30 protein-coding genes are annotated in these 24,815 nt (G+C 43.3%); all 30 read right to left on the reverse strand.

Going from position 1 to position 24,815, the window contains the following annotated elements; translation table 11 throughout:
• Positions 1 to 102: 102 nt before the first annotated feature.
• Positions 103 to 1,401: a preprotein translocase subunit SecY gene (gene secY / locus KJS58_RS21835; protein WP_213535592.1), complete on the reverse strand. Its 1,299-nt coding sequence runs from the start codon at positions 1,399 to 1,401 to the stop codon at positions 103 to 105.
• Entirely contained in the window at positions 1,401 to 1,841 is a 441-nt protein-coding gene (gene rplO / locus KJS58_RS21840; protein ID WP_213535593.1) for a 50S ribosomal protein L15, read from the reverse strand. The genes secY and rplO overlap by 1 nt, the downstream gene beginning before the upstream one ends.
• Before the next feature lie 47 nt (positions 1,842 to 1,888).
• Positions 1,889 to 2,074 carry a 50S ribosomal protein L30 gene (rpmD, locus tag KJS58_RS21845; protein WP_160036622.1) on the reverse strand — a complete coding sequence of 62 codons (186 nt, stop codon included), beginning with the start codon at positions 2,072 to 2,074 and terminating at the stop codon, positions 1,889 to 1,891.
• Between the two features lie 12 nt (positions 2,075 to 2,086).
• Positions 2,087 to 2,584 carry a 30S ribosomal protein S5 gene (rpsE, locus tag KJS58_RS21850; RefSeq protein ID WP_160036621.1) on the reverse strand — a complete coding sequence of 166 codons (498 nt, stop codon included), beginning with the start codon at positions 2,582 to 2,584 and terminating at the stop codon, positions 2,087 to 2,089.
• Between the two features lie 26 nt (positions 2,585 to 2,610).
• Positions 2,611 to 2,979, reverse strand: coding sequence for a 50S ribosomal protein L18 (gene rplR / locus KJS58_RS21855; protein WP_211749529.1), 369 nt, complete (start codon positions 2,977 to 2,979; stop codon positions 2,611 to 2,613).
• Positions 2,980 to 3,098: 119 nt separating this feature from the next.
• The gene (gene rplF, locus KJS58_RS21860; RefSeq protein WP_191804534.1) at positions 3,099 to 3,641 is read right to left on the reverse strand and encodes a 50S ribosomal protein L6; all 543 of its coding nucleotides are present in this window, start codon (positions 3,639 to 3,641) and stop codon (positions 3,099 to 3,101) included.
• 30 nt (positions 3,642 to 3,671) lie between these two features.
• On the reverse strand, positions 3,672 to 4,070 hold the full coding sequence (rpsH, locus tag KJS58_RS21865; protein WP_160036618.1) for a 30S ribosomal protein S8: 399 nt from the start codon (positions 4,068 to 4,070) through the stop codon (positions 3,672 to 3,674).
• 31 nt (positions 4,071 to 4,101) lie between these two features.
• Complete coding sequence (locus KJS58_RS21870; RefSeq protein ID WP_010348808.1) at positions 4,102 to 4,287, reverse strand: type Z 30S ribosomal protein S14; 186 nt, start codon at positions 4,285 to 4,287, stop codon at positions 4,102 to 4,104.
• Positions 4,288 to 4,358: 71 nt separating this feature from the next.
• Positions 4,359 to 4,898, reverse strand: coding sequence for a 50S ribosomal protein L5 (rplE, locus tag KJS58_RS21875; RefSeq protein WP_191804532.1), 540 nt, complete (start codon positions 4,896 to 4,898; stop codon positions 4,359 to 4,361).
• A 32-nt stretch (positions 4,899 to 4,930) separates the two neighbouring features.
• Positions 4,931 to 5,284: a 50S ribosomal protein L24 gene (rplX, locus tag KJS58_RS21880; RefSeq protein WP_076315706.1), complete on the reverse strand. Its 354-nt coding sequence runs from the start codon at positions 5,282 to 5,284 to the stop codon at positions 4,931 to 4,933.
• Between the two features lie 68 nt (positions 5,285 to 5,352).
• A complete protein-coding gene (gene rplN, locus KJS58_RS21885) occupies positions 5,353 to 5,724 on the reverse strand; it encodes a 50S ribosomal protein L14 (protein ID WP_160036616.1) in 372 nt (123 codons plus the stop codon).
• A 34-nt stretch (positions 5,725 to 5,758) separates the two neighbouring features.
• A complete protein-coding gene (gene rpsQ, locus KJS58_RS21890; RefSeq protein ID WP_160036615.1) occupies positions 5,759 to 6,025 on the reverse strand; it encodes a 30S ribosomal protein S17 in 267 nt (88 codons plus the stop codon).
• Between the two features lie 52 nt (positions 6,026 to 6,077).
• The gene (gene rpmC / locus KJS58_RS21895) at positions 6,078 to 6,275 is read right to left on the reverse strand and encodes a 50S ribosomal protein L29 (RefSeq protein WP_160036614.1); all 198 of its coding nucleotides are present in this window, start codon (positions 6,273 to 6,275) and stop codon (positions 6,078 to 6,080) included.
• Positions 6,265 to 6,699 carry a 50S ribosomal protein L16 gene (gene rplP, locus KJS58_RS21900; RefSeq protein ID WP_160036613.1) on the reverse strand — a complete coding sequence of 145 codons (435 nt, stop codon included), beginning with the start codon at positions 6,697 to 6,699 and terminating at the stop codon, positions 6,265 to 6,267. Before rplP ends, rpmC begins: the two co-directional genes overlap by 11 nt.
• Positions 6,700 to 6,701: 2 nt before the next feature.
• A complete protein-coding gene (rpsC, locus tag KJS58_RS21905) occupies positions 6,702 to 7,364 on the reverse strand; it encodes a 30S ribosomal protein S3 (RefSeq protein WP_160036612.1) in 663 nt (220 codons plus the stop codon).
• 13 nt (positions 7,365 to 7,377) lie between these two features.
• Positions 7,378 to 7,710 (reverse strand): 50S ribosomal protein L22, encoded by a 333-nt coding sequence (gene rplV / locus KJS58_RS21910; RefSeq protein ID WP_160036611.1) that lies wholly within the window; start codon positions 7,708 to 7,710, stop codon positions 7,378 to 7,380.
• A 36-nt stretch (positions 7,711 to 7,746) separates the two neighbouring features.
• On the reverse strand, positions 7,747 to 8,025 hold the full coding sequence (rpsS, locus tag KJS58_RS21915; RefSeq protein WP_160036610.1) for a 30S ribosomal protein S19: 279 nt from the start codon (positions 8,023 to 8,025) through the stop codon (positions 7,747 to 7,749).
• Between the two features lie 75 nt (positions 8,026 to 8,100).
• Entirely contained in the window at positions 8,101 to 8,931 is an 831-nt protein-coding gene (gene rplB, locus KJS58_RS21920; protein ID WP_213535594.1) for a 50S ribosomal protein L2, read from the reverse strand.
• A 29-nt stretch (positions 8,932 to 8,960) separates the two neighbouring features.
• Positions 8,961 to 9,251: a 50S ribosomal protein L23 gene (gene rplW / locus KJS58_RS21925; protein ID WP_191804522.1), complete on the reverse strand. Its 291-nt coding sequence runs from the start codon at positions 9,249 to 9,251 to the stop codon at positions 8,961 to 8,963.
• Positions 9,251 to 9,874, reverse strand: a complete 624-nt coding sequence (gene rplD, locus KJS58_RS21930) for a 50S ribosomal protein L4 (protein WP_160036607.1) — start codon at positions 9,872 to 9,874, stop codon at positions 9,251 to 9,253. Before rplD ends, rplW begins: the two co-directional genes overlap by 1 nt.
• Before the next feature lie 26 nt (positions 9,875 to 9,900).
• Positions 9,901 to 10,524, reverse strand: coding sequence for a 50S ribosomal protein L3 (rplC, locus tag KJS58_RS21935; protein ID WP_160036606.1), 624 nt, complete (start codon positions 10,522 to 10,524; stop codon positions 9,901 to 9,903).
• 38 nt (positions 10,525 to 10,562) lie between these two features.
• Complete coding sequence (gene rpsJ, locus KJS58_RS21940) at positions 10,563 to 10,871, reverse strand: 30S ribosomal protein S10 (RefSeq protein ID WP_017692074.1); 309 nt, start codon at positions 10,869 to 10,871, stop codon at positions 10,563 to 10,565.
• A gap of 466 nt (positions 10,872 to 11,337) precedes the next feature.
• On the reverse strand, positions 11,338 to 12,528 hold the full coding sequence (gene tuf, locus KJS58_RS21945; protein ID WP_160036605.1) for an elongation factor Tu: 1,191 nt from the start codon (positions 12,526 to 12,528) through the stop codon (positions 11,338 to 11,340).
• Between the two features lie 109 nt (positions 12,529 to 12,637).
• Complete coding sequence (gene fusA, locus KJS58_RS21950; protein ID WP_213535596.1) at positions 12,638 to 14,716, reverse strand: elongation factor G; 2,079 nt, start codon at positions 14,714 to 14,716, stop codon at positions 12,638 to 12,640.
• A 47-nt stretch (positions 14,717 to 14,763) separates the two neighbouring features.
• A complete protein-coding gene (rpsG, locus tag KJS58_RS21955) occupies positions 14,764 to 15,234 on the reverse strand; it encodes a 30S ribosomal protein S7 (RefSeq protein ID WP_047914093.1) in 471 nt (156 codons plus the stop codon).
• Positions 15,235 to 15,354: 120 nt separating this feature from the next.
• The gene (rpsL, locus tag KJS58_RS21960) at positions 15,355 to 15,777 is read right to left on the reverse strand and encodes a 30S ribosomal protein S12 (RefSeq protein ID WP_160036603.1); all 423 of its coding nucleotides are present in this window, start codon (positions 15,775 to 15,777) and stop codon (positions 15,355 to 15,357) included.
• 146 nt (positions 15,778 to 15,923) lie between these two features.
• On the reverse strand, positions 15,924 to 16,175 hold the full coding sequence (locus KJS58_RS21965) for a ribosomal L7Ae/L30e/S12e/Gadd45 family protein (RefSeq protein WP_213535597.1): 252 nt from the start codon (positions 16,173 to 16,175) through the stop codon (positions 15,924 to 15,926).
• A gap of 209 nt (positions 16,176 to 16,384) precedes the next feature.
• Positions 16,385 to 19,999: a DNA-directed RNA polymerase subunit beta' gene (gene rpoC / locus KJS58_RS21970; RefSeq protein WP_213535598.1), complete on the reverse strand. Its 3,615-nt coding sequence runs from the start codon at positions 19,997 to 19,999 to the stop codon at positions 16,385 to 16,387.
• Positions 20,000 to 20,132: 133 nt separating this feature from the next.
• Positions 20,133 to 23,684 carry a DNA-directed RNA polymerase subunit beta gene (rpoB, locus tag KJS58_RS21975; protein ID WP_213535599.1) on the reverse strand — a complete coding sequence of 1,184 codons (3,552 nt, stop codon included), beginning with the start codon at positions 23,682 to 23,684 and terminating at the stop codon, positions 20,133 to 20,135.
• Positions 23,685 to 24,093: 409 nt separating this feature from the next.
• The gene (locus KJS58_RS21980; protein ID WP_213535600.1) at positions 24,094 to 24,693 is read right to left on the reverse strand and encodes a class I SAM-dependent methyltransferase; all 600 of its coding nucleotides are present in this window, start codon (positions 24,691 to 24,693) and stop codon (positions 24,094 to 24,096) included.
• Positions 24,694 to 24,815: the final 122 nt, after the last annotated feature.

Here is a 24,815-nt window from a genome sequence, read left to right on the forward strand (position 1 = left end):
CTCCCTCCAAGACTATCCCTTCAACAAGAAACAGCACAATAGGTGCCGGTTCTGGCAACAATCAAACAAATGATTAGCTGCTTTCAATACCGGAACCTATGGCTACTTATTGATGAAACCTTTGTAATGGCGTTTAATCAATTGACTTTCGATTTGTTTGGTCGTATCCAGTGCTACACCGATTACGATCAGCATGGATGTACCTGCAAGTTGTGCAACTTGCGGCAAACCAGAAAGTGAACCTAAGAATACAGGTAGAACGGAGATGACAGCCAAGAACAAAGCTCCGGTCATAGTCAAACGAGTCATGACACGGGACAAGTATTTCTCAGTTGCTTTACCCGGGCGAATGCCTGGGATGTAACCACCATTCTTTTTCATGTTATCGGCCATTTGTTGCGGGTTCATCTGCACGAAAGTGTAGAAGAACGTAAAACCGATAATCATAAGTACATAGAGTACCATACCTAGCGGTTTGTCATAAGACAAATTAGCAGTTACCCAAGTAGCCCAGCCATAATTGGTCCAAAATGAAGCAATAATGACAGGGAACTGAAGAAGTGATACAGCAAAAATGACTGGGATAACACCTGCCGCATTGATCTTCAGCGGAATATGAGTGTTTTGTCCACCATACATTTTGTTACCTACAACACGTTTAGCATATTGAACCGGAATCTTCCGAATCGCCTGCTGGATGTAAATAACCCCTACTACTGTTAACAGGAGAACCAGTACCACAATGATCACTTTAAGTGCATTCATGAATACTTGATCAGCCTGGATAAATTCAGATTCAATTGTTGTACGGATTACATTCGGAATCGTTGAGACGATACCTGCGAAGATAATGATGGAAATCCCGTTACCAATACCTTTTTCAGTAATCTGCTCACCGAGCCACATGAGGAATGAAGTACCTGCAGTCAACACAATTGCAATGATAACATAGTCAATGAATGTCGCATTCGGTATCATTTCCTGTCCATACAACCGATTAAAACTGAGTGAAGTACCAAAAGCCTGGATTAACCCCAAAATTACTGTACCATAACGTGTAAGCTGCGCAAGTTTTTTCTTACCATGCTCACCTTGTTTAGCCCATTCCGCTAGTTTCGGAATAACATCCATCGACAGAAGCTGTACAATGATGGAAGCTGTAATATATGGCATAATCCCGAGCGCAAAAATCGAAAATTGGAACAACGCTCCGCCCGAGAATGTGTTCAGAAGACCAAACAATTCTCTGCCTTGCGAATCTGCCGCAGTGAATACTTCTTTGTTAACTCCGGGAACCGGAACAAAGGAGCCAATGCGATAGATTATCAGAACAAAGAGAGTGAATAAAATCCGTTTACGCAGATCTTCAACTCGCCATATATTCTTTAAGGATGTGAGCATTAGATCACCTCGGTTTTACCGCCGGCAGCCTCGATTTTCTCTACCGCAGATTGAGAGAACTTGTTAGCTTTAACTGTCAACTTCACAGTAATATCGCCATTACCCAGAATTTTGATTCCGGATTTTGTGTTTTTCACAATACCCGAATTAACCAAAATTTCTGGAGTTACTTCTGTACCTGCTTCAAAACTGTTCAGATCTTGAAGATTCACAACCGCATACTCTTTACGAGTAGGATTTGTGAAACCGCGTTTTGGCAGACGACGATACAATGGGTTTTGTCCACCCTCGAAGCCTGGACGTACACCACCGCCAGAGCGAGAGTTTTGACCTTTATGACCGCGACCTGAAGTTTTACCCATACCGCTGGAAGTACCGCGTCCAACGCGTTTGCGTTCTTTGCGGGATCCAGGTGCTGGAGAAAGTTCATGTAACTTCATCGTTCGTTGCACCTCCTTAATGATTTGTGGGACAAGTCCCTTACGTATTACTCTTGGATTTCTTTAACAGAAACCATGTGACTTACTTTGTTCACCATACCGCGGATAGCAGCATTATCGTTATGAACCACAGTTTGGTTGATCTTACGAAGACCGAGTGTGTTAACAGTCGCTCTTTGTGACTCATTACGTCCGATCAAACTGCGAACGAGGGTAATTTCCAATTTAGCCATGAGATTCCCTCCTTAGCCCCGAAGCTCTTCGACAGTTTTTCCACGCAATTTCGCTACATCTTCAGCGCGTTTCAAGCGGGACAAACCTTCCAAGGTCGCATTGACCATGTTCATGGAATTCGAAGAACCCAGTGATTTTGTCAAAATGTCACCTACACCAGCAAGTTCCAAAACGGCACGTACTGGTCCACCAGCGATAACTCCAGTACCTTCAGAAGCTGGTTTCAAAAGAACACGGCCAGCGCCGAACTTACCAGTGATCGTGTGAGGAATAGATGTTCCTACGATTGGCACATAAATCAGATTTTTCTTAGCATCATCAATACCTTTGCGAATCGCATCAGGTACTTCGCCAGCTTTACCAATACCAGCTCCAACCCAGCCGTTGCCATCGCCGACAACAACTAGTGCGCTGAAACTGAAACGGCGTCCGCCTTTTACTACTTTAGCTACGCGATTAATATTTACAACTCTTTCAGTGAGTTCTAAAGTGTTAGGATCTACACGCAAGTCGTTAACCTCCTTTTAAAAATATCTTAGAATTCAAGCCCTGCTTCACGAGCAGCATCAGCTAATGCTTGAACACGTCCATGATAAAGGTAGCCACCACGATCGAAAACGATGTTAGTGTATCCTTTTTCTTTTGCACGTTTAGCAACGAGTTCGCCGACTTTACGAGCCGCTTCTACGTTACCACCGTTACTGATTTCGCCACTGATTGCTTTATCTACTGTTGATGCGGATACCAGGGTTACACCTGCTACATCATCGATCAATTGAGCGTAGATATGCTTGGATGAACGGAATACGTTCAAACGTGGACGTTCAGCTGTTCCAGAAATTTTACCACGAACACGGATATGTCTTTTCAGACGCACTTTGTTCTTATCTTGTTTAGTAATCATCTTCGTTTCACTCCCTTCAGTTTGCCTTTAACGCTTCATATTAAGACGCACAGGGTATATTAGAAACACGAGCATATCGCCACCATATAATAGGGACGAGGGAAAAACGGTAAGAAAACTTATTTCTTCTTACCGGCTTTACCTTCCTTACGGATAATGCGCTCGCCTTCATATTTAATCCCTTTACCTTTGTAAGGCTCAGGTTCGCGAACAGAACGGATCTCAGCTGCATATGCACCTACACGCTCTTTATTGATACCGCGAACGATGATTTTTGTGTTCGTAGGAACATCAAACTCAATGCCCGGCTCCGGAGTGATTTCTACCGGATGGGAGTAACCTACGTTCAGTACGATCTTATCTCCAGATTTGCTTGCACGATATCCGACCCCAACCAGCTCTAGAGATTTTTCGAAACCTTCAGTTACACCACTTACCATGTTACTAACTACGGAACGAGTAGTACCGTGTAGGGAACGATGGAGTTTGTTGTCAGAAGGACGAGTTACAAGAATTTCATTATTTTCAACAGTTACCTTCATATCTTTATGAAGTTCACGTGTGAGAGTACCTTTAGGACCTTTAACCGTAATAACGGTGTCATTCAAAGTGACTTCTACGCCACTTGGTACAGTAATTGGTTTGCGACCAATACGGGACATGTGTTGCACCTCCTTGTTTTGTGACTTATATTACCAAACGTAGCAGATAACTTCGCCGCCAGATTTTGCTTGGCGAGCTTCTTTATCTGTCATTACGCCTTTGGAAGTAGAAATGATCGCGATTCCGAGACCGCCAAGTACGCGAGGTACTTCATTGCTCTTCGTGTAAACACGTAGACCTGGTTTACTGATTCTTTTCAGACCAGTAATAACACGCTCGTTGTTTTGTCCGTATTTCAAGAAGATACGGATGATTCCTTGTTTGTTATCATCCACATATTCAGCATCACGGATGAAACCTTCACGCTTCAGGATTTCAGCGATTTGTTTTTTCATCGTCGAAGCAGGCATTTCTACCGTTTCGTGACGAACTGTGTTCGCATTACGAATGCGAGTAAGCATATCTGCAATTGGATCAGACATAGTCATTGTGTGTAACCTCCTTCCCGTTCAGGACTTTTTACCAGCTTGCTTTTTTCACGCCAGGGATCTGGCCTTTATAAGCTAATTCACGGAAACAAATTCTGCAAATTTTAAACTTCTGTAATACAGAATGTGGACGACCACAACGTTCGCAACGAGTATAAGCACGAACTTTAAACTTCGGAGCACGTTGTTGTTTAACTTTCATTGAAGTTTTTGCCACTTAGCCTGACACCTCCTAAATAATTTCGGAGAATTCGGGGTCTGTCAAAGACTCCCGGATACTTTAAATTCTTACTTTGCGAAAGGCATTCCGAGTTGAGTAAGCAATTCGCGAGACTCTTCATCGGTTTTAGCCGTAGTTACGATTACGATATCCATACCGCGGACTTTGTCCACTTTATCATACTCAATCTCAGGGAAGATGAGTTGCTCTTTAAGACCAAGTGTGTAGTTACCACGACCATCAAACGCTTTGTTTGATACCCCTTGGAAGTCACGTACACGAGGAAGAGTAATGTTGAACAATTTATCAAGGAAGTGGTACATACGCTCGCCGCGCAATGTCACTTTAACCCCGATTGGCATGTTCTCACGCAGTTTAAAACCAGCGATTGATTTTTTAGCTTTTGTAATTACTGGTTTTTGACCAGAAATCAGCTGCAAATCATTCACAGCGGAATCAAGCACTTTGGAGTTTTGGACAGCGTCACCCACCCCCATGTTGATAACCACTTTCTCGATTTTAGGAACTTGCATTACTGAGCTATATTCAAACTTCTGCACCAAAGCAGGAGTTATTTCATTTAGGAAACGTTCTTTCAATCTTGCCATGAATTATGGACCTCCTTTCTCATTCGGTTACATTAGTCGATCGATTCTCCGGAACGTTTAGCAACGCGTACTTTTTTGCCGTTGTCTAAAACTTTGTAACCAATACGGGTTACGTTTCCGCTCTTCGGATCAATATGCATCACGTTCGATACATGGATTGGAGCTTCTTTCTCGATGATGCCGCCTTGCGGATTAAGCTGGTTAGGCTTTTGGTGTTTTTTAACGAGGTTAACACCTTCTACAAGAACACGGTTTTCACGAGGGTAAGCTGCGATGACACGGCCTTTTTTGCCTTTGTCTTTACCGCTGATCACCATAACAGTGTCGTCTTTTTTGACGTGCAACTTGTTGTTATGAGATTCCAAGACCTTTTTCACTTTTGCCATTTCGTACACCTCCTATGACTTGCGTGAACAAGCTATAAATCAATCCTCAGAAGGATTAAGTTGTGATATTAGATAACTTCTGGAGCCAAGGAAACGATTTTCATGTAGTCTTTTTCGCGAAGTTCGCGAGCAACTGGTCCGAAAATACGAGTACCACGAGGGCTTCTGTCTTCTTTAACTACCACTGCTGCATTCTCATCAAATGCGATGTAAGATCCATCTTTACGACGAACAGAACGTTTTGTGCGAACCACAACTGCTCTTACCACATCACCTTTTTTGACAACGCCGCCTGGTGTTGCTTGTTTGACAGAACAAACGATAAGGTCTCCGATTGAAGCTGTACGACTACGTCCCGTACCACCCAGTACGCGGATACACATCAGTTCCTTCGCACCAGAGTTGTCTGCTACAGTCAAACGTGTAAATGGTTGAATCATCTTGTTTTCCTCCTTTCAGCCAAGCTGAAAATCATTAAATGATAATCGCTTTTTCCACGACTTCAACAAGTCTCCAGTTCTTGTCTTTCGACAAAGGACGAGTTTCCATGATTTTAACAACATCACCAATTTTAGCAGTGTTATTTTCATCATGTGCTTTGAACTTTTTAGTGTACTTGATGCGTTTATGGTACAAATCATGCTTTTTGTAAGTTTCTACAGCAACCACAATTGTTTTATCCATTTTGTCACTAACCACTTTACCGACTTGCACTTTACGTGCGTTGCGTTCTTCGCTCATTGTTGGGCCTCCTTCCTCAATTAAAGACGGATTGTCCATCCGGTACTATATATTAGCTAATCCCAAGTTCTCTTTCACGGATGATCGTCTTAGCACGTGCAATTTCTCTACGTACGTCACGAATACGAGTTGGGTTATCAAGCTGACCGGTAGCGAGTTGAAAGCGGAGGTTAAAGAGTTCTTCTTTAAATCCGGCAATCTTTTGCTCAATTTCAGCAGTGGTTAGGTTGCGGAATTCACTAGCCTTCATTTACTTCACCACCCAATTCTTCACGTTTCACAAACTTCGTTTTGATTGGCAGCTTGTGAGCAGCCAGACGCATTGCTTCGCGAGCAACATCTTCTGGTACACCAGAAAGTTCAAACATGATCTTTCCTGGTTTAACTACAGCAACCCATTTCTCAACGTTACCTTTACCACTACCCATACGAACCTCTAGAGGTTTTTGAGTGATTGGTTTATCAGGGAAAATTTTAATCCAAACTTTACCACCACGTTTGATATAACGAGTCATCGCGATACGAGCAGCCTCGATCTGACGGTTCGTAATCCACGCTGGCTCAGTAGCTTGCAAGCCATATTCACCAAAGTTCAGTGTAGTACCGCCTTTAGCTTGGCCTTTCATGTGTCCGCGTTGTTGCTTGCGGTGTTTAACACGTTTTGGTACCAACATGATTAGTTGCCTCCTTCCTTAGCAGCTTTCTTAGCCGTAGGAAGAACCTCTCCACGATAGATCCATACTTTAACGCCCAGACGGCCGTAAGTAGTATGAGCTTCAGCTGTACCGTAGTCAATGTCGGCACGAAGCGTATGCAGTGGAACAGTTCCTTCGCTGTAGCCTTCAGAACGTGCGATCTCAGCTCCGCCAAGACGTCCGCCTACTTGTGTTTTAATTCCTTTTGCACCAGAGCGCATAGTTCTTTGAATTGCTTGTTTCAGAGCACGACGGAAAGAAACACGGCGTTCCAATTGTTGTGCAATGCTTTCAGCTACAAGAATTGCGTCAAGATCTGGTTGTTTAATTTCAGAAATGTTGATGTGAACTTTTTTACCGCCTGCAATCTTCGTGATTTGACCACGGAGAATTTCAACTTCGGATCCACCTTTACCGATAACCATTCCTGGTTTAGCAGTATGGATCGTTACATTGACACGGTTAGCCGCTCTCTCGATTTCAATACGAGATACTGCGGAGTCTTTCAATTTATTTTTCAGGTATTCACGAATTTTTACGTCTTCAAGCAAAAGATCACCGAAATCTTTGCCTGCGTACCATTTGGATTCCCAGTCACGGATAACTCCGATACGGAGCCCGATGGGATTTACCTTTTGTCCCACACGTTTTCCCTCCTTATTTTTCGGATACCACCAAAGTAATGTGGCTGGTGCGTTTATTGATACGACTTGCACGTCCCATTGCACGAGGGCGGAAACGTTTCATAGTCGGTCCTTGGTTTACATAAGCTTGTGAGATAACCAGATTGTTAATATCCAAAGAGTAATTGTGCTCTGCATTTGCAATAGCAGAGTTGAGCAATTTCTCAACTACTGGAGAAGCGGATTTTGGAGTGTGACGCAGAATTGCGATCGCCTCGCCCACTTGCTTACCACGAATTAAGTCAACAACAAGTTGAACTTTACGAGGAGCAATCCGAACAAACTTGGCATGTGCTTTTGCTTCCATTGTTTAACCTCCTCTCAAACATTAGCGCTTGATCATTTATCTTCTTGTTTTCTTATCGTCTGCTGCATGACCTTTGTAAGTACGCGTAGGAGCGAACTCACCCAGTTTGTGTCCAACCATATCTTCCGTTACATATACAGGAACGTGTTTACGGCCGTCATACACACCAAACGTATGTCCAATGAATTGCGGGAAAATTGTAGAGCGACGGGACCAAGTTTTGATCACTAGTTTCTTCCCGGACTCGTTCATATCTTCAACTTTTTTCATCAGGTGTCCATCAACAAATGGCCCTTTTTTTAGACTGCGACTCATGTGTAAATCCTCCCTTCATCCAATGTTCTCGTTCATTCACGATCGCGCGCGCGAAGTTATGCACAGTGATGTGTATTACTTCGTGCGGCGGCGAACGATGTATTTGTCAGAAGCTTTGTTTTTCTTACGTGTTTTGTATCCAAGAGTTGGTTTGCCCCAAGGAGACATTGGCGATTTACGACCGATTGGAGCTTTACCTTCACCACCACCGTGTGGGTGATCGTTAGGGTTCATTACTACCCCGCGAACTTCTGGACGTTTTCCGAGCCAGCGACTACGGCCTGCTTTACCGATTTTAATCAATTCGTGATCTTGGTTACCAACGGATCCGATCGTAGCGCGGCAAACTTTAAGAATGCGGCGAACTTCACCAGATGACAAACGAACAGTCACGTATTTTTCTTCTTTACCAAGAAGTTGTGCTTCTGTACCAGCTGCGCGAACCAATTGGCCACCTTTACCTGGTTGAAGCTCAATGTTATGAATAACAGTACCTACTGGGATATTTTCAAGAGGTAAAGCATTACCTGTTTTGATATCTGCAGTTGGTCCAGATTCGATTTGATCTCCTACTTTAAGTCCTTTTGGAGCGATGATGTAACGTTTCTCACCATCTGCGTAGTGGATCAGAGCAATATTTGAAGTCCGGTTAGGGTCGTACTCGATTGTAGCAACGCGGCCCGGTATTCCATCTTTAGTACGTTTAAAGTCAATAATACGATATTTACGTTTGTGTCCGCCGCCATGGTGACGAACCGTAATTTTACCTTGGTTGTTGCGGCCTGCTGTTTTGCTCAGCGGAGCAAGCAACGATTTCTCAGGCTGGTTAGTCGTAATTTCTTCGAAAGTGGATACGGACATATTACGTCTAGCCGGAGATGTCGGTTTGTACTTTTTAATTGGCACTGAATTTCCCTCCTTACTTTAGCAGTTTCTTATACAGATTCAAAGAACTCAAGTGCTTTGCTGTCTGGAGCGAGAGTTACGAAAGCTTTTTTCCACTCTGGAGTGTAGCCAGAGTAACGGCCGTAACGTTTCAACTTACCAGGCACGCGAAGTGTGTTCACGTTTTTCACTTTAACGTTGAAGATCTCTTCAACAGCAGCTTTGATTTCTGTTTTATTTGCACGAATATCTACTTCGAAAACATATTTCAAATCAGCCATCATATCAGCTGTACGCTCAGTAATTACTGGACGTTTAATGATATCACGAGGATTTTTCATTACGCAAGAACCTCCTCTACCATCTGTACTGCTTCTTTTGTAATGATCAGTTTGTCGTACGTAAGTACGTCAAGAACATTAATGCCGTCAGCCGCAACAAATTTCACACCAGGAATATTTCTCGCGGAAAGAGCAACATTATCATCATAGCCTGAACCAACGATCAAAGCTTTGCGATCTACTTTAAGATTGTTCAAAATAGCTGCAAATTCTTTAGTTTTCGGTGCGTTCAGCGTAAGAGCATCCAGAACGATGATTTCGTTGTCGATTACTTTAGAAGACAATGCGGATTTGATCGCCAGACGACGAACTTTTTTAGGTAGTTTGAAAGCGTAACTGCGCGGAGTTGGACCGAATACAGTACCACCACCTACCCATTGTGGTGCACGGATCGAACCTTGACGTGCGCGACCTGTACCTTTTTGTTTCCAAGGTTTACGTCCACCGCCACGTACTTCAGAACGTCCTTTTACTTTGTGTGTACCTTGACGAAGGGAAGCGCGTTGCATAACAACAGCATCATGAAGAACGTGAGTGTTCGGCTCAATTCCGAATACTGCGTCATTCAATTCAACTTCTCCTACTTGGCTACCACTGACATTATAAAGTGCTACTTTTGGCATTTTGTGTTCCTCCTTTCCTTAGGTGATTATTTCTTCACCGATTCTTTAATTTTAACGAAGCTGTTTTTCGGTCCAGGAATAGAACCTTTAACAAGCAATACATTACGTTCAGCGTCTACTTTAATTACTTCAAGACGTTGAATTGTAATTGTTTCGTGTCCCATGTGTCCTGGAAGGTGTTTACCTTTAGGTACACGGTTCGCTTGAATGGAACCCATGGAACCTGGTCCTCTGTGGTAACGGGAACCGTGAGACATTGGGCCTGTTCTTTGTCCCCAACGTTTGATAACACCGGCAAAACCTTTACCTTTAGAAATACCAGTTACGTCAACAAATTCGCCTTCTGCGAAGATGTCTGCTTTAATTTCTTGGCCAACCTCGAATCCCGCAAGATCAACACCGCGGAGTTCGCGAACGTAGCGCTTAGGAGCTGTATTAGCTTTTTTCGCATGTCCTGTTTCAGGTTTATTAGCATTTTTTTCTTTCTTATCGGCATAACCTAGTTGTACAGCTTCGTAGCCGTCATTTTCTAGGTCTTTCTTTTGCAAGACAACAGATGGGCCTGCTTCGATAACCGTTACAGGAATTACGTTACCTTCTGGTGTAAATACTTGCGTCATGCCTAGTTTTTTACCTAAGATACCTTTCATGTTGACACCTCTTTTCCTTCATTAATACAAGTTTGATATTACAATTTAATTTCGATATCTACACCGGACGGTAGATCCAAGCGCATCAAGGCATCCACAGTTTGTGGAGTTGGGTTCACAATGTCGATCAAACGCTTATGTGTACGTTGTTCGAATTGTTCACGAGAATCCTTGTACTTGTGTACCGCACGAAGAATAGTAATGATTTGTTTTTCAGTTGGAAGCGGAATCGGACCGGATACACCTGCACCCGAACGTTTTGCCGTTTCTACAATTTTCTCAGCGGATTGATCAAGAATCCTGTGGTCGTAAGCTTTCAAACGAATACGAATTTTTTGCTTTGCCATTTTAGTCCCTCCTTTTATCGCCCAATTTAATATCGGACATACTCCGTGAAAATTTTCTAACCCACTCTCCCATGGCAAAGGGGCCGGGTGTGTCAGTAACCTCTCACATCATCGCAACGTCACAGAACAACATTCATTATTATATCGAAAACATAGACATAATGCAAGCATTTAAATAAAAGATTCTAAAACCAATCAATCTTATACTACTCTATATCTCGTTCGGCTTTATTCAAATTAATATTGCAGCCTACCCTACTATAGGAATAGAGATGTCTTGTTTCCTTAATCTGTTGTCCCCGAATCACAACTTTACCTATTATATATTAAATTATAAAAAAAGCAAAAGGAAAAAAATGAAAAAAGGACCCAGCCAGAGTTGGCAGGATCCTTTTTTGCTGTCCAATACAATGTTACTCGTTCCAATACAATGTTGCTCTATTTTTAATTTGACTTAGGAGTCAAATTATTTTTGGATGGATGCTACTGCACCAGCACCAACAGTACGTCCGCCTTCACGGATCGCGAAGCGAGTACCCTCTTCAATAGCGATTGGAGAGATCAGTTGTACTGTAACTTCGATGTTGTCACCAGGCATAACCATTTCAGTACCTTCTGGAAGGTTGATGATACCAGTTACGTCAGTTGTACGGAAGTAGAACTGTGGACGGTATCCAGTGAAGAAAGGTTTGTGACGTCCGCCTTCTTCTTTAGTCAAAACGTATACTTGAGCAGTAAACTCAGTATGCGGATTAACGGAACCTGGTTTGGAAAGAACTTGTCCACGCTCGATTTGGGAGCGGTCTACACCACGAAGCAATGCTCCGATGTTGTCACCAGCTTGAGCGGAATCCAGAAGTTTACGGAACATTTCAACGCCCGTTACAACGGATTTTTTAGTTTCTTCGTGAATACCTACGATTTCGATTTCTTCGCCGACTTTGATAGTACCACGCTCTACACGACCTGTAGCAACAGTACCACGACCAGTGATGGAGAATACATCCTCAACAGGCATCAAGAAAGGTTTGTCAGTGTCGCGCTCTGGATCTGGGATGTAAGTATCGATTTCTTTAAACATCTCAACGATTTTTTGAGCCCACTCACCTTCTGGGTTTTGAAGTGCTTCACGAGCAGATCCACGAGTGATTGGAGTGTCATCACCTGGGAAGTCGTATTCGCTAAGAAGGTCGCGAACTTCCATTTCAACGAGTTCAAGAAGCTCTTCGTCTTCAACCATGTCGCATTTGTTCAAGAATACAACGATGTAAGGTACGCCTACTTGGCGGGACAGAAGGATGTGCTCACGAGTTTGCGGCATAGGGCCGTCAGCTGCGGATACAACCAGGATAGCTCCGTCCATTTGTGCAGCACCAGTGATCATGTTTTTAACATAGTCAGCGTGACCTGGGCAGTCAACGTGTGCATAGTGACGAGCATCAGTTTCATATTCAACGTGTGAAGTAGAGATTGTGATACCGCGTTCGCGCTCTTCTGGAGCTTTATCGATTTGATCGAAAGCGATCGCTGCGCCACCGTAAGTTTTACCCAATACAGTAGTGATTGCAGCAGTCAATGTAGTTTTACCATGGTCAACGTGACCGATAGTACCGATGTTAACGTGTGGTTTAGTACGTTCGAACTTAGCCTTTGCCATTTGAACGTGGCCTCCTTAGAATGGATAGTTTTATATGTTGGCACTGTGTGGATAAGCACCATTAGATTAACATTAACCTTTGGTGCTTTCACACATCAGTTAGTAAAAATTATTCTCCCTTAGTTTTAGCAACAATTTCTTCGGAAATTGTTCTAGGAACTTCTTCATAGTGAGAGAGTTCCATAGAGAACACACCGCGACCTTGTGTACCAGAACGGAGAGTTGTGGAGTAACCGAACATTTCAGAGAGAGGTACCTTAGCACGAATGATTTGCGTACCACCGCGAGAATCCATACCTTCGATTCTACCACGACGGGAATTCAGCATACCCATTACGTCGCCCATGTATTCCTCTGGAACGGTAACTTCAACTTTCATGATTGGCTCAAGCAGGACAGCTTTACACTTGTCTTTAGCTGCTTTAAGTGCCATGGATCCGGCAATTTTAAATGCCATTTCATTGGAATCGACATCATGGTATGAACCATCTACGATTGTAGCTTTAACGTCTACAAGCGGGAATCCTGCAAGGACACCGTTTTTCATAGCTTCTTCAATACCTTGTTGTGCAGGTCCAATGTACTCACGAGGTACGGATCCACCGACTACTTTACTATCAAATTGGTTACCGCTACCCGCTTCGAGCGGTTCGAATTCAACCCATACGTGTCCATATTGACCGCGGCCACCGGACTGACGTACGAATTTACCTTCAACACGCGCTGGTTGACGGAATGTTTCACGGTAAGCAACTTGTGGTTGACCAATGTTAGTATCCACTTTGAACTCACGACGCATACGGTCAATGATAATATCAAGGTGAAGTTCACCCATACCAGCCAAAATAGTTTGTCCTGTTTCTTCATCAGTATGAGCACGAAGAGTTGGATCCTCTTCAGTCAATTTACCTAGAGCAACAGACATCTTATCTTGGTCAGCTTTAGTTTTTGGTTCAACCGCGATTTGAATAACCGGATCTGGGAAGTTCATTGACTCCAAGATAATCGGATTTTTCTCATCACATAGTGTATCACCTGTACCGGTATCTTTCAAACCTACGGCAGACGCAATATCACCGGAGAATACTTCAGTGATTTCTTGACGGCTGTTCGCGTGCATTTGAAGAATACGTCCGATACGTTCGCGTTTTCCTTTTGTTGCATTCAATACGTAAGAACCGGATTGAAGTACACCAGAGTATACGCGGAAGAATGTAAGTTTACCAACATAAGGGTCAGTCATAATCTTAAACGCAAGAGCCGAGAACGCCTCTTCGTCAGAAGATTTACGAACCGCTTCTGTTCCATCTTCCAAATGACCTGTGATCGCAGGAACATCAACAGGAGATGGTAGGTAATCAAGAACAGCATCCAACATAAGTTGAACACCTTTGTTACGATAAGAAGATCCACAGATAACTGGGAAGATCTTAACTTCTACTACACCTTTACGAAGAGCTGCTTTAATCTCAGGAACAGAGATTTCTTCGCCCTCGAGGTATTTCATAGTCAAGTCTTCATCAAGTTCTGCTACTTTCTCGATCAGTTCCATACGAAGTTCTTCAACTTGGTCAGCAAATTCTGCTGGCACATCAGTTTCTTCAACTTCTTTACCAAGATCGTCTTTGAAGATATATGCTTTTTGCTCGATAATGTCAATAATACCAACAAAATCATTTTCAGCTCCGATAGGAAGTTGAATTGCAACAGCATTAGCTTGAAGACGCTCGCGCATATCTTTAACAACGTTAAGATAGTCTGCGCCAATGATATCCATTTTGTTTACATATGCGATACGAGGTACGCCGTAACGATCAGCCTGTCTCCATACAGTTTCAGACTGAGGTTCTACGCCTTCTTTCGCACTGAAAACACCTACTGCTCCGTCCAATACACGAAGGGAACGTTCAACTTCTACTGTGAAGTCAACGTGTCCCGGGGTATCAATGATATTAACGCGGTGACCTTTCCATTGAGCAGTCGTCGCAGCGGAAGTAATCGTGATACCGCGCTCCTGTTCTTGTTCCATCCAGTCCATAGTAGCGGAACCCTCATGGGTTTCACCAATCTTATGAGTACGTCCTGTGTAGAACAAAATCCGCTCAGTGGTAGTTGTCTTACCAGCGTCAATATGCGCCATGATCCCGATATTACGTGTATTTTGCAAGGAGAACTCTCTAGTAGCCATGACTTAGGTCTCCCTTCAAAATGAAGTATATTTTTAAGACTGAAATCCTACCAACGGTAGTGAGCAAATGCTTTATTTGCTTCAGCCATTTTGTGTGTGTCTTCACGTTTTTTAACGGAAGCACCAGTGTTGTTGGAAGCGTCGATAATCTCAGCTGCCAAACGCTCTTCCATTGTTTTCTCACCGCGGCTGCGGGAGTAGTTTACAAGCCAACGTAAACCAAGGGAAGTACGTCTTTCCGGTTTAACCTCGATAGGTACTTGATAGTTAGCACCACCAACACGGCGAGCTTTAACTTCCAGAACCGGCATAATATTTTTGATAGCTGCTTCAAAGACTTCCATAGGATCTTTACCAGTACGTTCTTGAATCAAGTTGAACGCATTGTACAAGATGCTTTGAGCAACACCACGTTTTCCATCAAGCATGATGCGGTTGATCAGGCGAGTTACAAGTTTGCTGTTGTAAACCGGATCAGGCAACACGTCTCTTTTGGTAACAGGACCTTTGCGTGGCATAGATATCCCCCTTTCTTATATGTTTATACTTTTGTTGTTGTTGTTGTTGTTGTTGTTGTTGTTCTGCGACCGAAGCGTCATGCTATCGGTTTACTGACACAATAAGATTAGAAACTAACCTTATGCTTTTTTAGCTTTAGGGCGTTTCGCACCGTATTTAGAACGGGCTTGCATCCGGTTAGCTACACCTGCTGTATCCAAAGCACCACGAACGATATGGTAACGAACCCCTGCAAGGTCCTTTACTTTACCTCCGCGAAGCAATACAACACTGTGCTCTTGTAAGTTATGTCCGATACCCGGGATATAAGCTGTTACCTCGAGACGGTTCGTCAAACGAACACGAGCATATTTACGGAGCGCTGAGTTTGGTTTACGTGGAGTCATTGTACCTACACGAGTACAAACACCACGTTTTTGTGGAGCACTAATGTTAGTGGATTCACGTTTAAGGGCATTGTAGCCTTTTTGCAACGCTGGTGATTTAGACTTGTAGACTTTAGCTTGACGTCCTTTACGAACTAGCTGATTAATTGTTGGCATGTTGCCACCCCCTTCCTAGATTCGTCATTCTATTTATAAACCTCACTTTTTAAGTCCACAGACCCAGGCGGTTCATAAAAGAACAAATGAAAAGTTTTTGCCGTATTAGGAAGCTTGAGCATCCAGACAAAAACATCTTCTATAACCTATTGTTTCACAACGGCTACCATTGCCGCTCCTACTTCAATTCCACATGCCTTACCGAGACGTTCCATTGTGTCAACTAAAGTTAGTTTCACTTGGTGTTTCTCACATAAAGCCTGGATCTTCGAAGTAATCCGCATATCAGCATCTTGCGCCACATAAACCTCAGCAGCAATTCCTGACTCAACCATCTTCATGGTCTGCTTGGTACCGATCTTGACATGAGCATCCTGCAAAAAGTTGTCGTTCGACATTTATCAATACCTCCGAAAAGACATGATAACATGTGACTACTCATGCACCTTTGCTATATTAGCACCTAGGGACATTCGTTGTCAAGAGATTCATATAAATTCTAAGCATTGGAATTGTTATATTCAGAGGAGATCCTAATCTCCTCTGAATATACAATGGGTACGGTCAAGCCGAATTTGGTGTCCTTTCAGACTCCAAAGTTGTGTTACTAGTCTACTGAAACTGTTTCAAGAGCTTCTAAGTTAGATTCGCCATCTTCCGGCTGTGCCAATTTCACACTGCGGTAACGATTCATACCAGTACCAGCAGGGATCAACTTACCAAGAATTACATTCTCTTTCAAACCAAGAAGTTGGTCGACTTTACCTTTAATGGCAGCATCAGTTAAGACGCGTGTCGTCTCTTGGAAGGAAGCTGCAGACAAGAAGGAATCCGTTTCAAGGGACGCTTTGGTAATACCAAGAAGTACTGGTTTCGCCACAGCAGGTTCCTTGTCACTAAGGATCGCATCTTTATTTGCTGCTTCGTATTCATGTGTATCTACGAAGGATCCTGGAAGCAGCGTTGTATCCCCTGCATCCACAATACGGATCTTGCGCAACATTTGACGAATCATAACTTCAACGTGTTTGTCGTTAATTTCTACACCTTGGTTACGATATACACGTTGTACTTCTTGCAAGATGTAGTTTTGAACTCCACGAACACCTTTGATTCGAAGCATTTCTTTCGGGTCAATAGAACCGTCTGTAAGCTCATCGCCGGCTTCAATTTCCATACCTTCGCTCACGCGCAGGCGGGATCCATAGGTAACAGCATATACTTTCGTTTCTGCTTCCCCTTGGATTTCAATTTCACGGCGGTCTTTTGCTTCACGGATTTCTTTAACAACACCATCAATTTCACTGATTGTTGCTTGACCTTTAGGATTACGCGCCTCAAAGAGCTCTTGGATACGCGGAAGACCTTGTGTAATATCATCTCCGGCAACACCACCGGTATGGAACGTACGCATTGTAAGCTGTGTTCCTGGTTCACCGATGGATTGAGCAGCGATAATACCAACTGCTTCACCAATCTCCACATGTTTACCTGTTGCCAGGTTACGTCCGTAACACTTCTTGCAGACCCCATGACGTGCACGGCAGCTAAGCACAGAGCGAATCTGCAGCTTTTGAACACCGGCAGCAACAATAGCTTCTGCTTTATCCGAATCAATTAGCTCATTACGATTAGCGATAACTTCTCCCGTTTCTGGGTGACGAACCGTTTGGAAACAGTAACGGCCTTCGATACGATCGTATAGATCCTCGATAACCTCTTTACCATCTTGGATACGGCTAACCGTAAATCCTTTGTCCGTTCCACAGTCATCTTCTCGAACAATAACATCCTGTGCTACGTCTACCAGACGACGAGTCAGGTAACCGGAGTCAGCAGTACGAAGCGCTGTATCGGCAAGACCTTTACGCGCACCGTGAGTGGACAAGAAGTACTCGAGTACTGTCAGACCTTCACGGAAATTCGATTTGATTGGGAGCTCGATGATACGTCCAGATGGGTTGGCCATCAGTCCACGCATACCGCCCAGCTGAGTGATCTGTGATTTGTTACCACGTGCTTTAGAGTCCACCATAAGCATAATGGAGTTAAAGCGATCCATGGATTTCATAAGGATATCAGTAATTTCATCTTTTGCTTTGGACCAAATATCAATTACGCGGTCATAACGTTCTTCGTTCGTGATAAGTCCGCGACGATACTGATTCGTAACGACAGCAACTTTTTCATCAGATACACGAAGAATCTCATACTTCTCTTCAGGAATAATAACGTCGGATACACCAACAGTAACCCCTGCACGAGTGGAGTATGTGAAACCGAGTTGCTTGATTTTATCCAAAATAACAGATGTTCTTGTTGTATGATAAACCTCGAAACAACGTGCAATGATGTGACCAAGATACTCTTTACCAACACCATTGGTTTGAGGTGCATTCATGATTGCTTCCTGCAAGTTAGCACCTTTCTCATATACAAAGGAAAACTCAGGTGTACCTTGGATAAGGTTCGCACGAGTTGCATCATTAATATAAGGGAAGCTGCTAGGGAAAATCTCATTAAAGATAATCTTACCGATCGTTGTAATCATCATTGCTTCTTGTTGTTTTTCTGTAAAACTTGTTTTATTCAGAGCTTTAACTGGAATAGCAACACGAGCATGAAGACCAGCGGATCCACGTTGGTAAGCAGATACTGCTTCGTTAACCGTACGCAGAATCATACCTGTTCCTTTTTCCTCTTTATTATCCATAGTCAGATAGAAAGAGCCCAGGACCATATCCTGAGATGGAGTTACAACCGGCTTACCATCTTTAGGGTTCAAGATGTTACCTGCTGCAAGCATCAAAAGACGTGCTTCAGCTTGCGCTTCAGCAGACAAAGGTACGTGAACGGCCATTTGGTCACCGTCAAAGTCGGCATTATAAGCCGTACATACGAGCGGATGCAAACGAATCGCTTTACCTTCTACAAGAATTGGTTCGAACGCTTGGATACCGAGTCTGTGAAGAGTCGGTGCACGGTTAAGTAATACTGGGTGTTCTTTAATTACTTCTTCAAGAACGTCCCATACTTCCGGACTTACACGCTCAACTTTACGTTTTGCACTCTTGATATTGTGAGCAAGACCTTTGTTCACGAGTTCTTTCATAACAAAAGGTTTAAACAATTCAAGTGCCATATCTTTTGGAAGACCACATTGATACATTTTCAGGTAAGGACCTACAACGATAACGGAACGACCAGAATAGTCAACACGTTTACCGAGCAAGTTCTGACGGAAACGACCTTGTTTACCTTTCAGCATATGGCTGAGAGATTTCAAAGGACGGTTACCAGGACCTGTTACCGGACGACCACGACGGCCATTATCGATAAGAGCATCCACTGCTTCTTGAAGCATCCGTTTTTCGTTTTGAACGATAATATCAGGAGCACCAAGATCCAAAAGGCGTTTCAAACGGTTATTACGGTTAATAACACGACGGTACAGATCATTCAGGTCAGACGTTGCAAAACGTCCACCATCGAGCTGAACCATTGGACGAAGCTCAGGAGGAATGACAGGAAGTACATCCATGATCATCCAGTCCGGCTTATTGCCAGAATTACGGAAAGCTTCAATGACTTCAAGGCGTTTAATCGCACGATTACGACGTTGTCCTTGAGCAGTACGAAGCTCTTCCTTCAAGAATTCAAGTTCTTTTTCAATATCAAGATCTTGAAGTAGTTTTTTAACTGCTTCTGCACCCATGCCTGCATGGAATCCGTAACCGTATTTTTCACGGTAGCTACGATATTCTTTTTCGGACAAAAGTTGTTTTCTTTCCAGTGGAGTTTCACCTGGATCAGTAACAACATATGATGCAAAATAGATGATCTCTTCCAAAGATCTCGGAGACATATCTAGAGCCAGACCCATACGGCTCGGAATGCCTTTGAAATACCAGATATGTGAAACCGGAGCTGCCAGTTCAATATGCCCCATGCGTTCGCGACGCACTTTAGCGCGAGTTACTTCAACACCACAACGGTCACAAACTACGCCTTTATAACGTACACGTTTGTATTTACCACAGTGACATTCCCAGTCCTTTGTAGGACCAAAAATTTTCTCGCAGAACAGCCCTTCTTTTTCCGGCTTCAGCGTACGATAGTTAATCGTCTCCGGCTTTTTCACTTCTCCGCGGGACCAAGAGCGAATTTTTTCCGGCGATGCAAGCCCGATTTTCATATATTCGAAATTGTTTACGTCCAACAAGGAGCAACCCTCCTTAACCAAGTCCTAAATTCTAGGTTCTTTCCCCTTTGGCAATCGCCAAGATTGCCAAAGGGGAGTAAGAGCCTGATGAAAATTCCGGTATTGAGACAAATGACAATGACTTATTAATAAATTACTCTGCGCCTACTTCTGAACCTTCAAGATTGAGGCTCAGCTTATCGCTCGCAGCATCGTCATCATCATCTGATTCTTTCAAATCAATTTCTTCTTCATCTTTAGTGAGCATCTTAACGTCCATACCAAGGCTTTGAAGCTCTTTAATAAGAACTTTAAAGGATTCTGGAATACCTGGTTCTGGTACATTCTCACCTTTAACGATGGATTCGTAAGTTTTCACACGACCAACCACATCATCTGATTTCACAGTAAGGATTTCTTGAAGCGTGTAGGCAGCACCGTATGCTTCAAGCGCCCATACCTCCATCTCCCCGAAACGTTGTCCACCAAACTGAGCTTTACCACCCAGCGGCTGTTGCGTAACGAGTGAGTAAGGACCTGTAGAACGAGCATGAATTTTATCGTCAACCATGTGGGCAAGTTTGATCATATGCATGACACCAACAGTAACTTCACGTTCGAAGCGATCACCCGTACGGCCATCATATAGAACTGTCTTACCGTTACGTTGCATTCCTGCTTCTTCCATCGTATCAAATACGTCATACTCCGTTGCACCGTCAAATACTGGTGTAGCAACATGAATACCTAGTTGCATTGCAGCCATACCCAAGTGAACTTCAAGAACCTGACCGATGTTCATACGGGATGGTACACCCAGCGGGTTCAGAACAACTTGAACTGGTGTTCCATCAGGAAGGAAAGGCATATCTTCTTCTGGAAGAATACGCGCCACGACCCCTTTGTTACCGTGACGTCCTGCCATTTTATCACCCTCGGAAATTTTCCGTTTTTGAGCGATATAGACACGAACGAGTTGATTCACACCTGGAGGGAGTTCATCACCATTTTCACGAGTAAACACCTTCACGTCGACTACAATCCCGTCGGTACCATGAGGAACTCTCAGAGATGTATCACGAACTTCACGAGCCTTCTCACCAAAGATTGCATGAAGGAGACGTTCTTCCGCCGTAAGTTCAGTTACCCCTTTAGGTGTAACTTTACCTACCAAGATATCGCCTGCAGCGATCTCGGCACCGATACGGATAATTCCACGCTCATCCAGATTACGAAGAGCTTCTTCCCCGACATTCGGAATGTCGCGTGTGATTTCTTCTGGTCCAAGTTTCGTGTCACGAGCTTCGGACTCATACTCCTCGATATGAATCGATGTATAAACATCTTCTTTAACGAGTTTCTCACTAAGAAGGATCGCATCCTCATAGTTGTAACCTTCCCAAGTCATAAAGGCTACGACTACGTTACGACCAAGTGCTAGTTCACCCATTTCAGTAGATGGACCATCTGCCAAAATGTCGCCAACCTTAACGCGATCGCCAATTTTAGCAATTGGACGCTGGTTAATGCATGTTCCTTGGTTCGAACGCATAAATTTGTGTAATTTATGTTTAACAAGATCGCCTTTAACTTCTTTACCATCTACCATTTCAATTTTACGAACCCAAATTTCATTGGCAGAAGATCTTTCAATAATCCCGTCATGTTTGGATACAATACATACACCTGAATCTTTCGCAGCCTTATGTTCCATTCCTGTACCTACTAGCGGTGCTTTAGGAATCAGAAGAGGAACTGCCTGCCGCTGCATGTTAGATCCCATGAGTGCACGGTTGGAGTCATCGTTCTCAAGGAACGGAATGAGCGCCGTTGCAACGGAAACTACTTGTTTAGGCGATACGTCCATATAGTCAACTCGATTATTAGGCATGGTTGTAATGTTATCAGACTGTTTATTATAACGTACAACAACCATATCCTCAGCAAATGAACCGTCATCATTCAGCTTCGCGTTTGCCTGAGCGATAACATAGTTATCTTCCTCGTCAGCTGTAACGTAGCGCACTTGATCAGTAACACGGCCCGTCTTAGGATCTACCCAACGATAAGGAGCCTCAATAAAACCATACTCATTAACGCGAGCAAATGTAGACAAGGAGTTGATCAAACCGATGTTTGGTCCCTCAGGAGTTTCGATTGGACACATACGGCCATAGTGAGATGGATGGACGTCACGCACTTCAAAGCCAGCGCGCTCACGAGTCAAACCACCCGGTCCGAGTGCGGATAAACGACGTTTGTGAGTAAGTTCTCCCAGCGGGTTCGTTTGATCCATAAATTGAGACAACTGAGAACTACCGAAGAATTCTTTAATCGATGCAATTACAGGACGAATATTAATAAGCGCCTGCGGTGTAATTACATTCGCATCTTGGATAGACATTCTTTCACGAACTACACGTTCCATACGGGAAAGACCAATACGGAATTGATTCTGCAAGAGTTCACCTACAGAACGCAAACGACGGTTACCCAGGTGATCGATATCATCTGTATCACCGATGCCTTGCAGTAAGTTCAAGAAATAACTGATGGAAGAGATAATATCTGCTGGAGTTATATTCTTCACAGATTTATCAATATTGCTGTTCGCTATCAACTTCACAACTTTTCCATCTTCATTTGGTGAGAATACATCAATCGTTTGAACAGGGATATCATTAGCATCAAGAACACCATTAGCTACATGATAAGTACGTGTTCCAACTCCGTTTTCACTTTCAAGGTAAGGAAGAATCTCATCTAGCAAACGGCGGTCAATAACTTGACCTGCTTCAGCGATGATTTCCCCTGTTGAAGTATCAATCAGAGACTCAGCTAGACGCTGATTGAACAAACGGTTTTTGATGTGAAGCTTTTTATTCATTTTGTAACGACCTACGTTAGCAAGGTCATAACGTTTTGGATCGAAGAAGCGAGCTACAAGCAAGCTCTTTGCATTATCCAATGTTGGCGGTTCGCCTGGACGAAGACGCTCATAAATTTCAATCAGCGCTTTCTCTGTCGAATCCGTATTGTCTTTATCCAGCGTATTTCGGATATACTCGTCATCGCCGAGTAGTTCCAAAATTTCTGCGTCTGTACCGAATCCAAGAGATCTAAGTAGTACGGTAACAGGGATTTTACGAGTACGATCGATACGAACATAGATAATATCCTTCGCATCCATCTCGAGTTCGAGCCATGCACCACGGTTCGGAATCACTGTTGCTGTATAAGATTTCTTTGCATTCTTATCTATTTTAGTGCTGAAATAGACGCTAGGGGAGCGAACCAACTGGCTGACAATAACCCGTTCCGCACCGTTAATGATAAACGTGCCTGTTTCCGTCATCAGCGGGAAATCCCCCATGAATACTTCCTGCTCTTTGACTTCGCCCGTTTCCTTATTAATGAGCCGGACCTTAACCCGAAGTGGTGCGGCATAAGTAACGTCGCGTTCCTTCGCGTCGTCTACCGTATATTTCGGTTCACCGAGACTGTAGTCGATAAATTCCAATACCAGATTACCGGTAAAATCCTGAATAGGCGAGATGTCCTGGAACATTTCGCGCAAACCTTCCTCCAAAAACCATTCGTAAGATTTTTGTTGGATTTCTATCAGGTTCGGAATTTCGAGTATCTCGTTAATTCGTGCATAACTGCGCCGAGTGCGTCGACCATACTGAACAAGATGTCCTGCCAACTTAAACTCACCCCTCAATGTCTACTCACTTTTAAAAATTTCGTTGCGAACCTCTGTTTGTAACCTTATAATGGAACTCATAACAAGATTATCTGATAACAGAGCTGCGTATCCACAAATAAAGAAAAGCCCTTAATTCGAATTTTTTCGATAAAAGAGCAACTTAATTAGTGGATGTCCTCTTCATCCCAGAAAAACCCACTTACATATAGTTTGCCCAAAATGTACATATTATACGCCGATCTGCACAGAAATATGCCAAAAAAGGCGAAAAAAAGATTGACATTTTTACAAACTAAAGCTAAGTAGGGCATCTTAATACTGACATTCACTAAGAATACCATAACTGATTTGTCAAGTCAATAGTTGAATTGCATTTTTTTGCAATTATATACTTGCCATCTCTTGGTTATTTCTCCGCTCTGAAGATCCGATATCCTTTATCTTTGGTAACTTCCTCTACATATTTGAACATTGAAGAAAGCTTTTCTCTTGCTGAAGGCGCGCCCTGTTTCTTCTGAATCACAATCCACAAAGATCCTCCAACTCTAAGCTGCTCATACGCCTGTTCAAAAATAGAATGCACGATCTCTTTACCTGCTCGAATCGGTGGATTCGTTAGAATGACATCAAACAATTGATTCCGCACCGCTTCAAGACGATCGCTTTGTTTAATCACCGTATTACTACTCACTTGATTTTGAATGGCATTGTGTCTGGCAAGTTCAACAGCTCTTTCATTAATATCAAGCATTGTCACAATCGCATCCGGGACAAGTTTTGCTGCCGTAATACCAATTGGACCGTACCCACAACCAACATCAAGAATTGCTTTGGCACCTGTCAAATCCATTGCATTAATCAGGACCCGACTACCATAATCCACACCATTCTTCGAAAAAACTCCAGCATCACTTGTCAGTTTTAGCGAAAAACCTCTCAAATCTACTGCAAGCATCTGCCGATCATGAGCAGTTTCAGGCTTACTGGAATAGTAGTGATCGGACATGATACAAAACCCCTTCTCTACAAAGTACATTAGCATAATGAAAGATACCGAATATCTTCAATTATTACCAATCATGCCCCTTCATAACAACAAACCCCTTGATTGCTTCAAGGGGTTTGTAT

Origin of the sequence: Paenibacillus sp. J45TS6, assembly GCF_018403285.1 — a bacterium.
In the GTDB taxonomy this organism is placed as follows: Bacteria; Bacillota; Bacilli; order Paenibacillales; family Paenibacillaceae; genus Paenibacillus.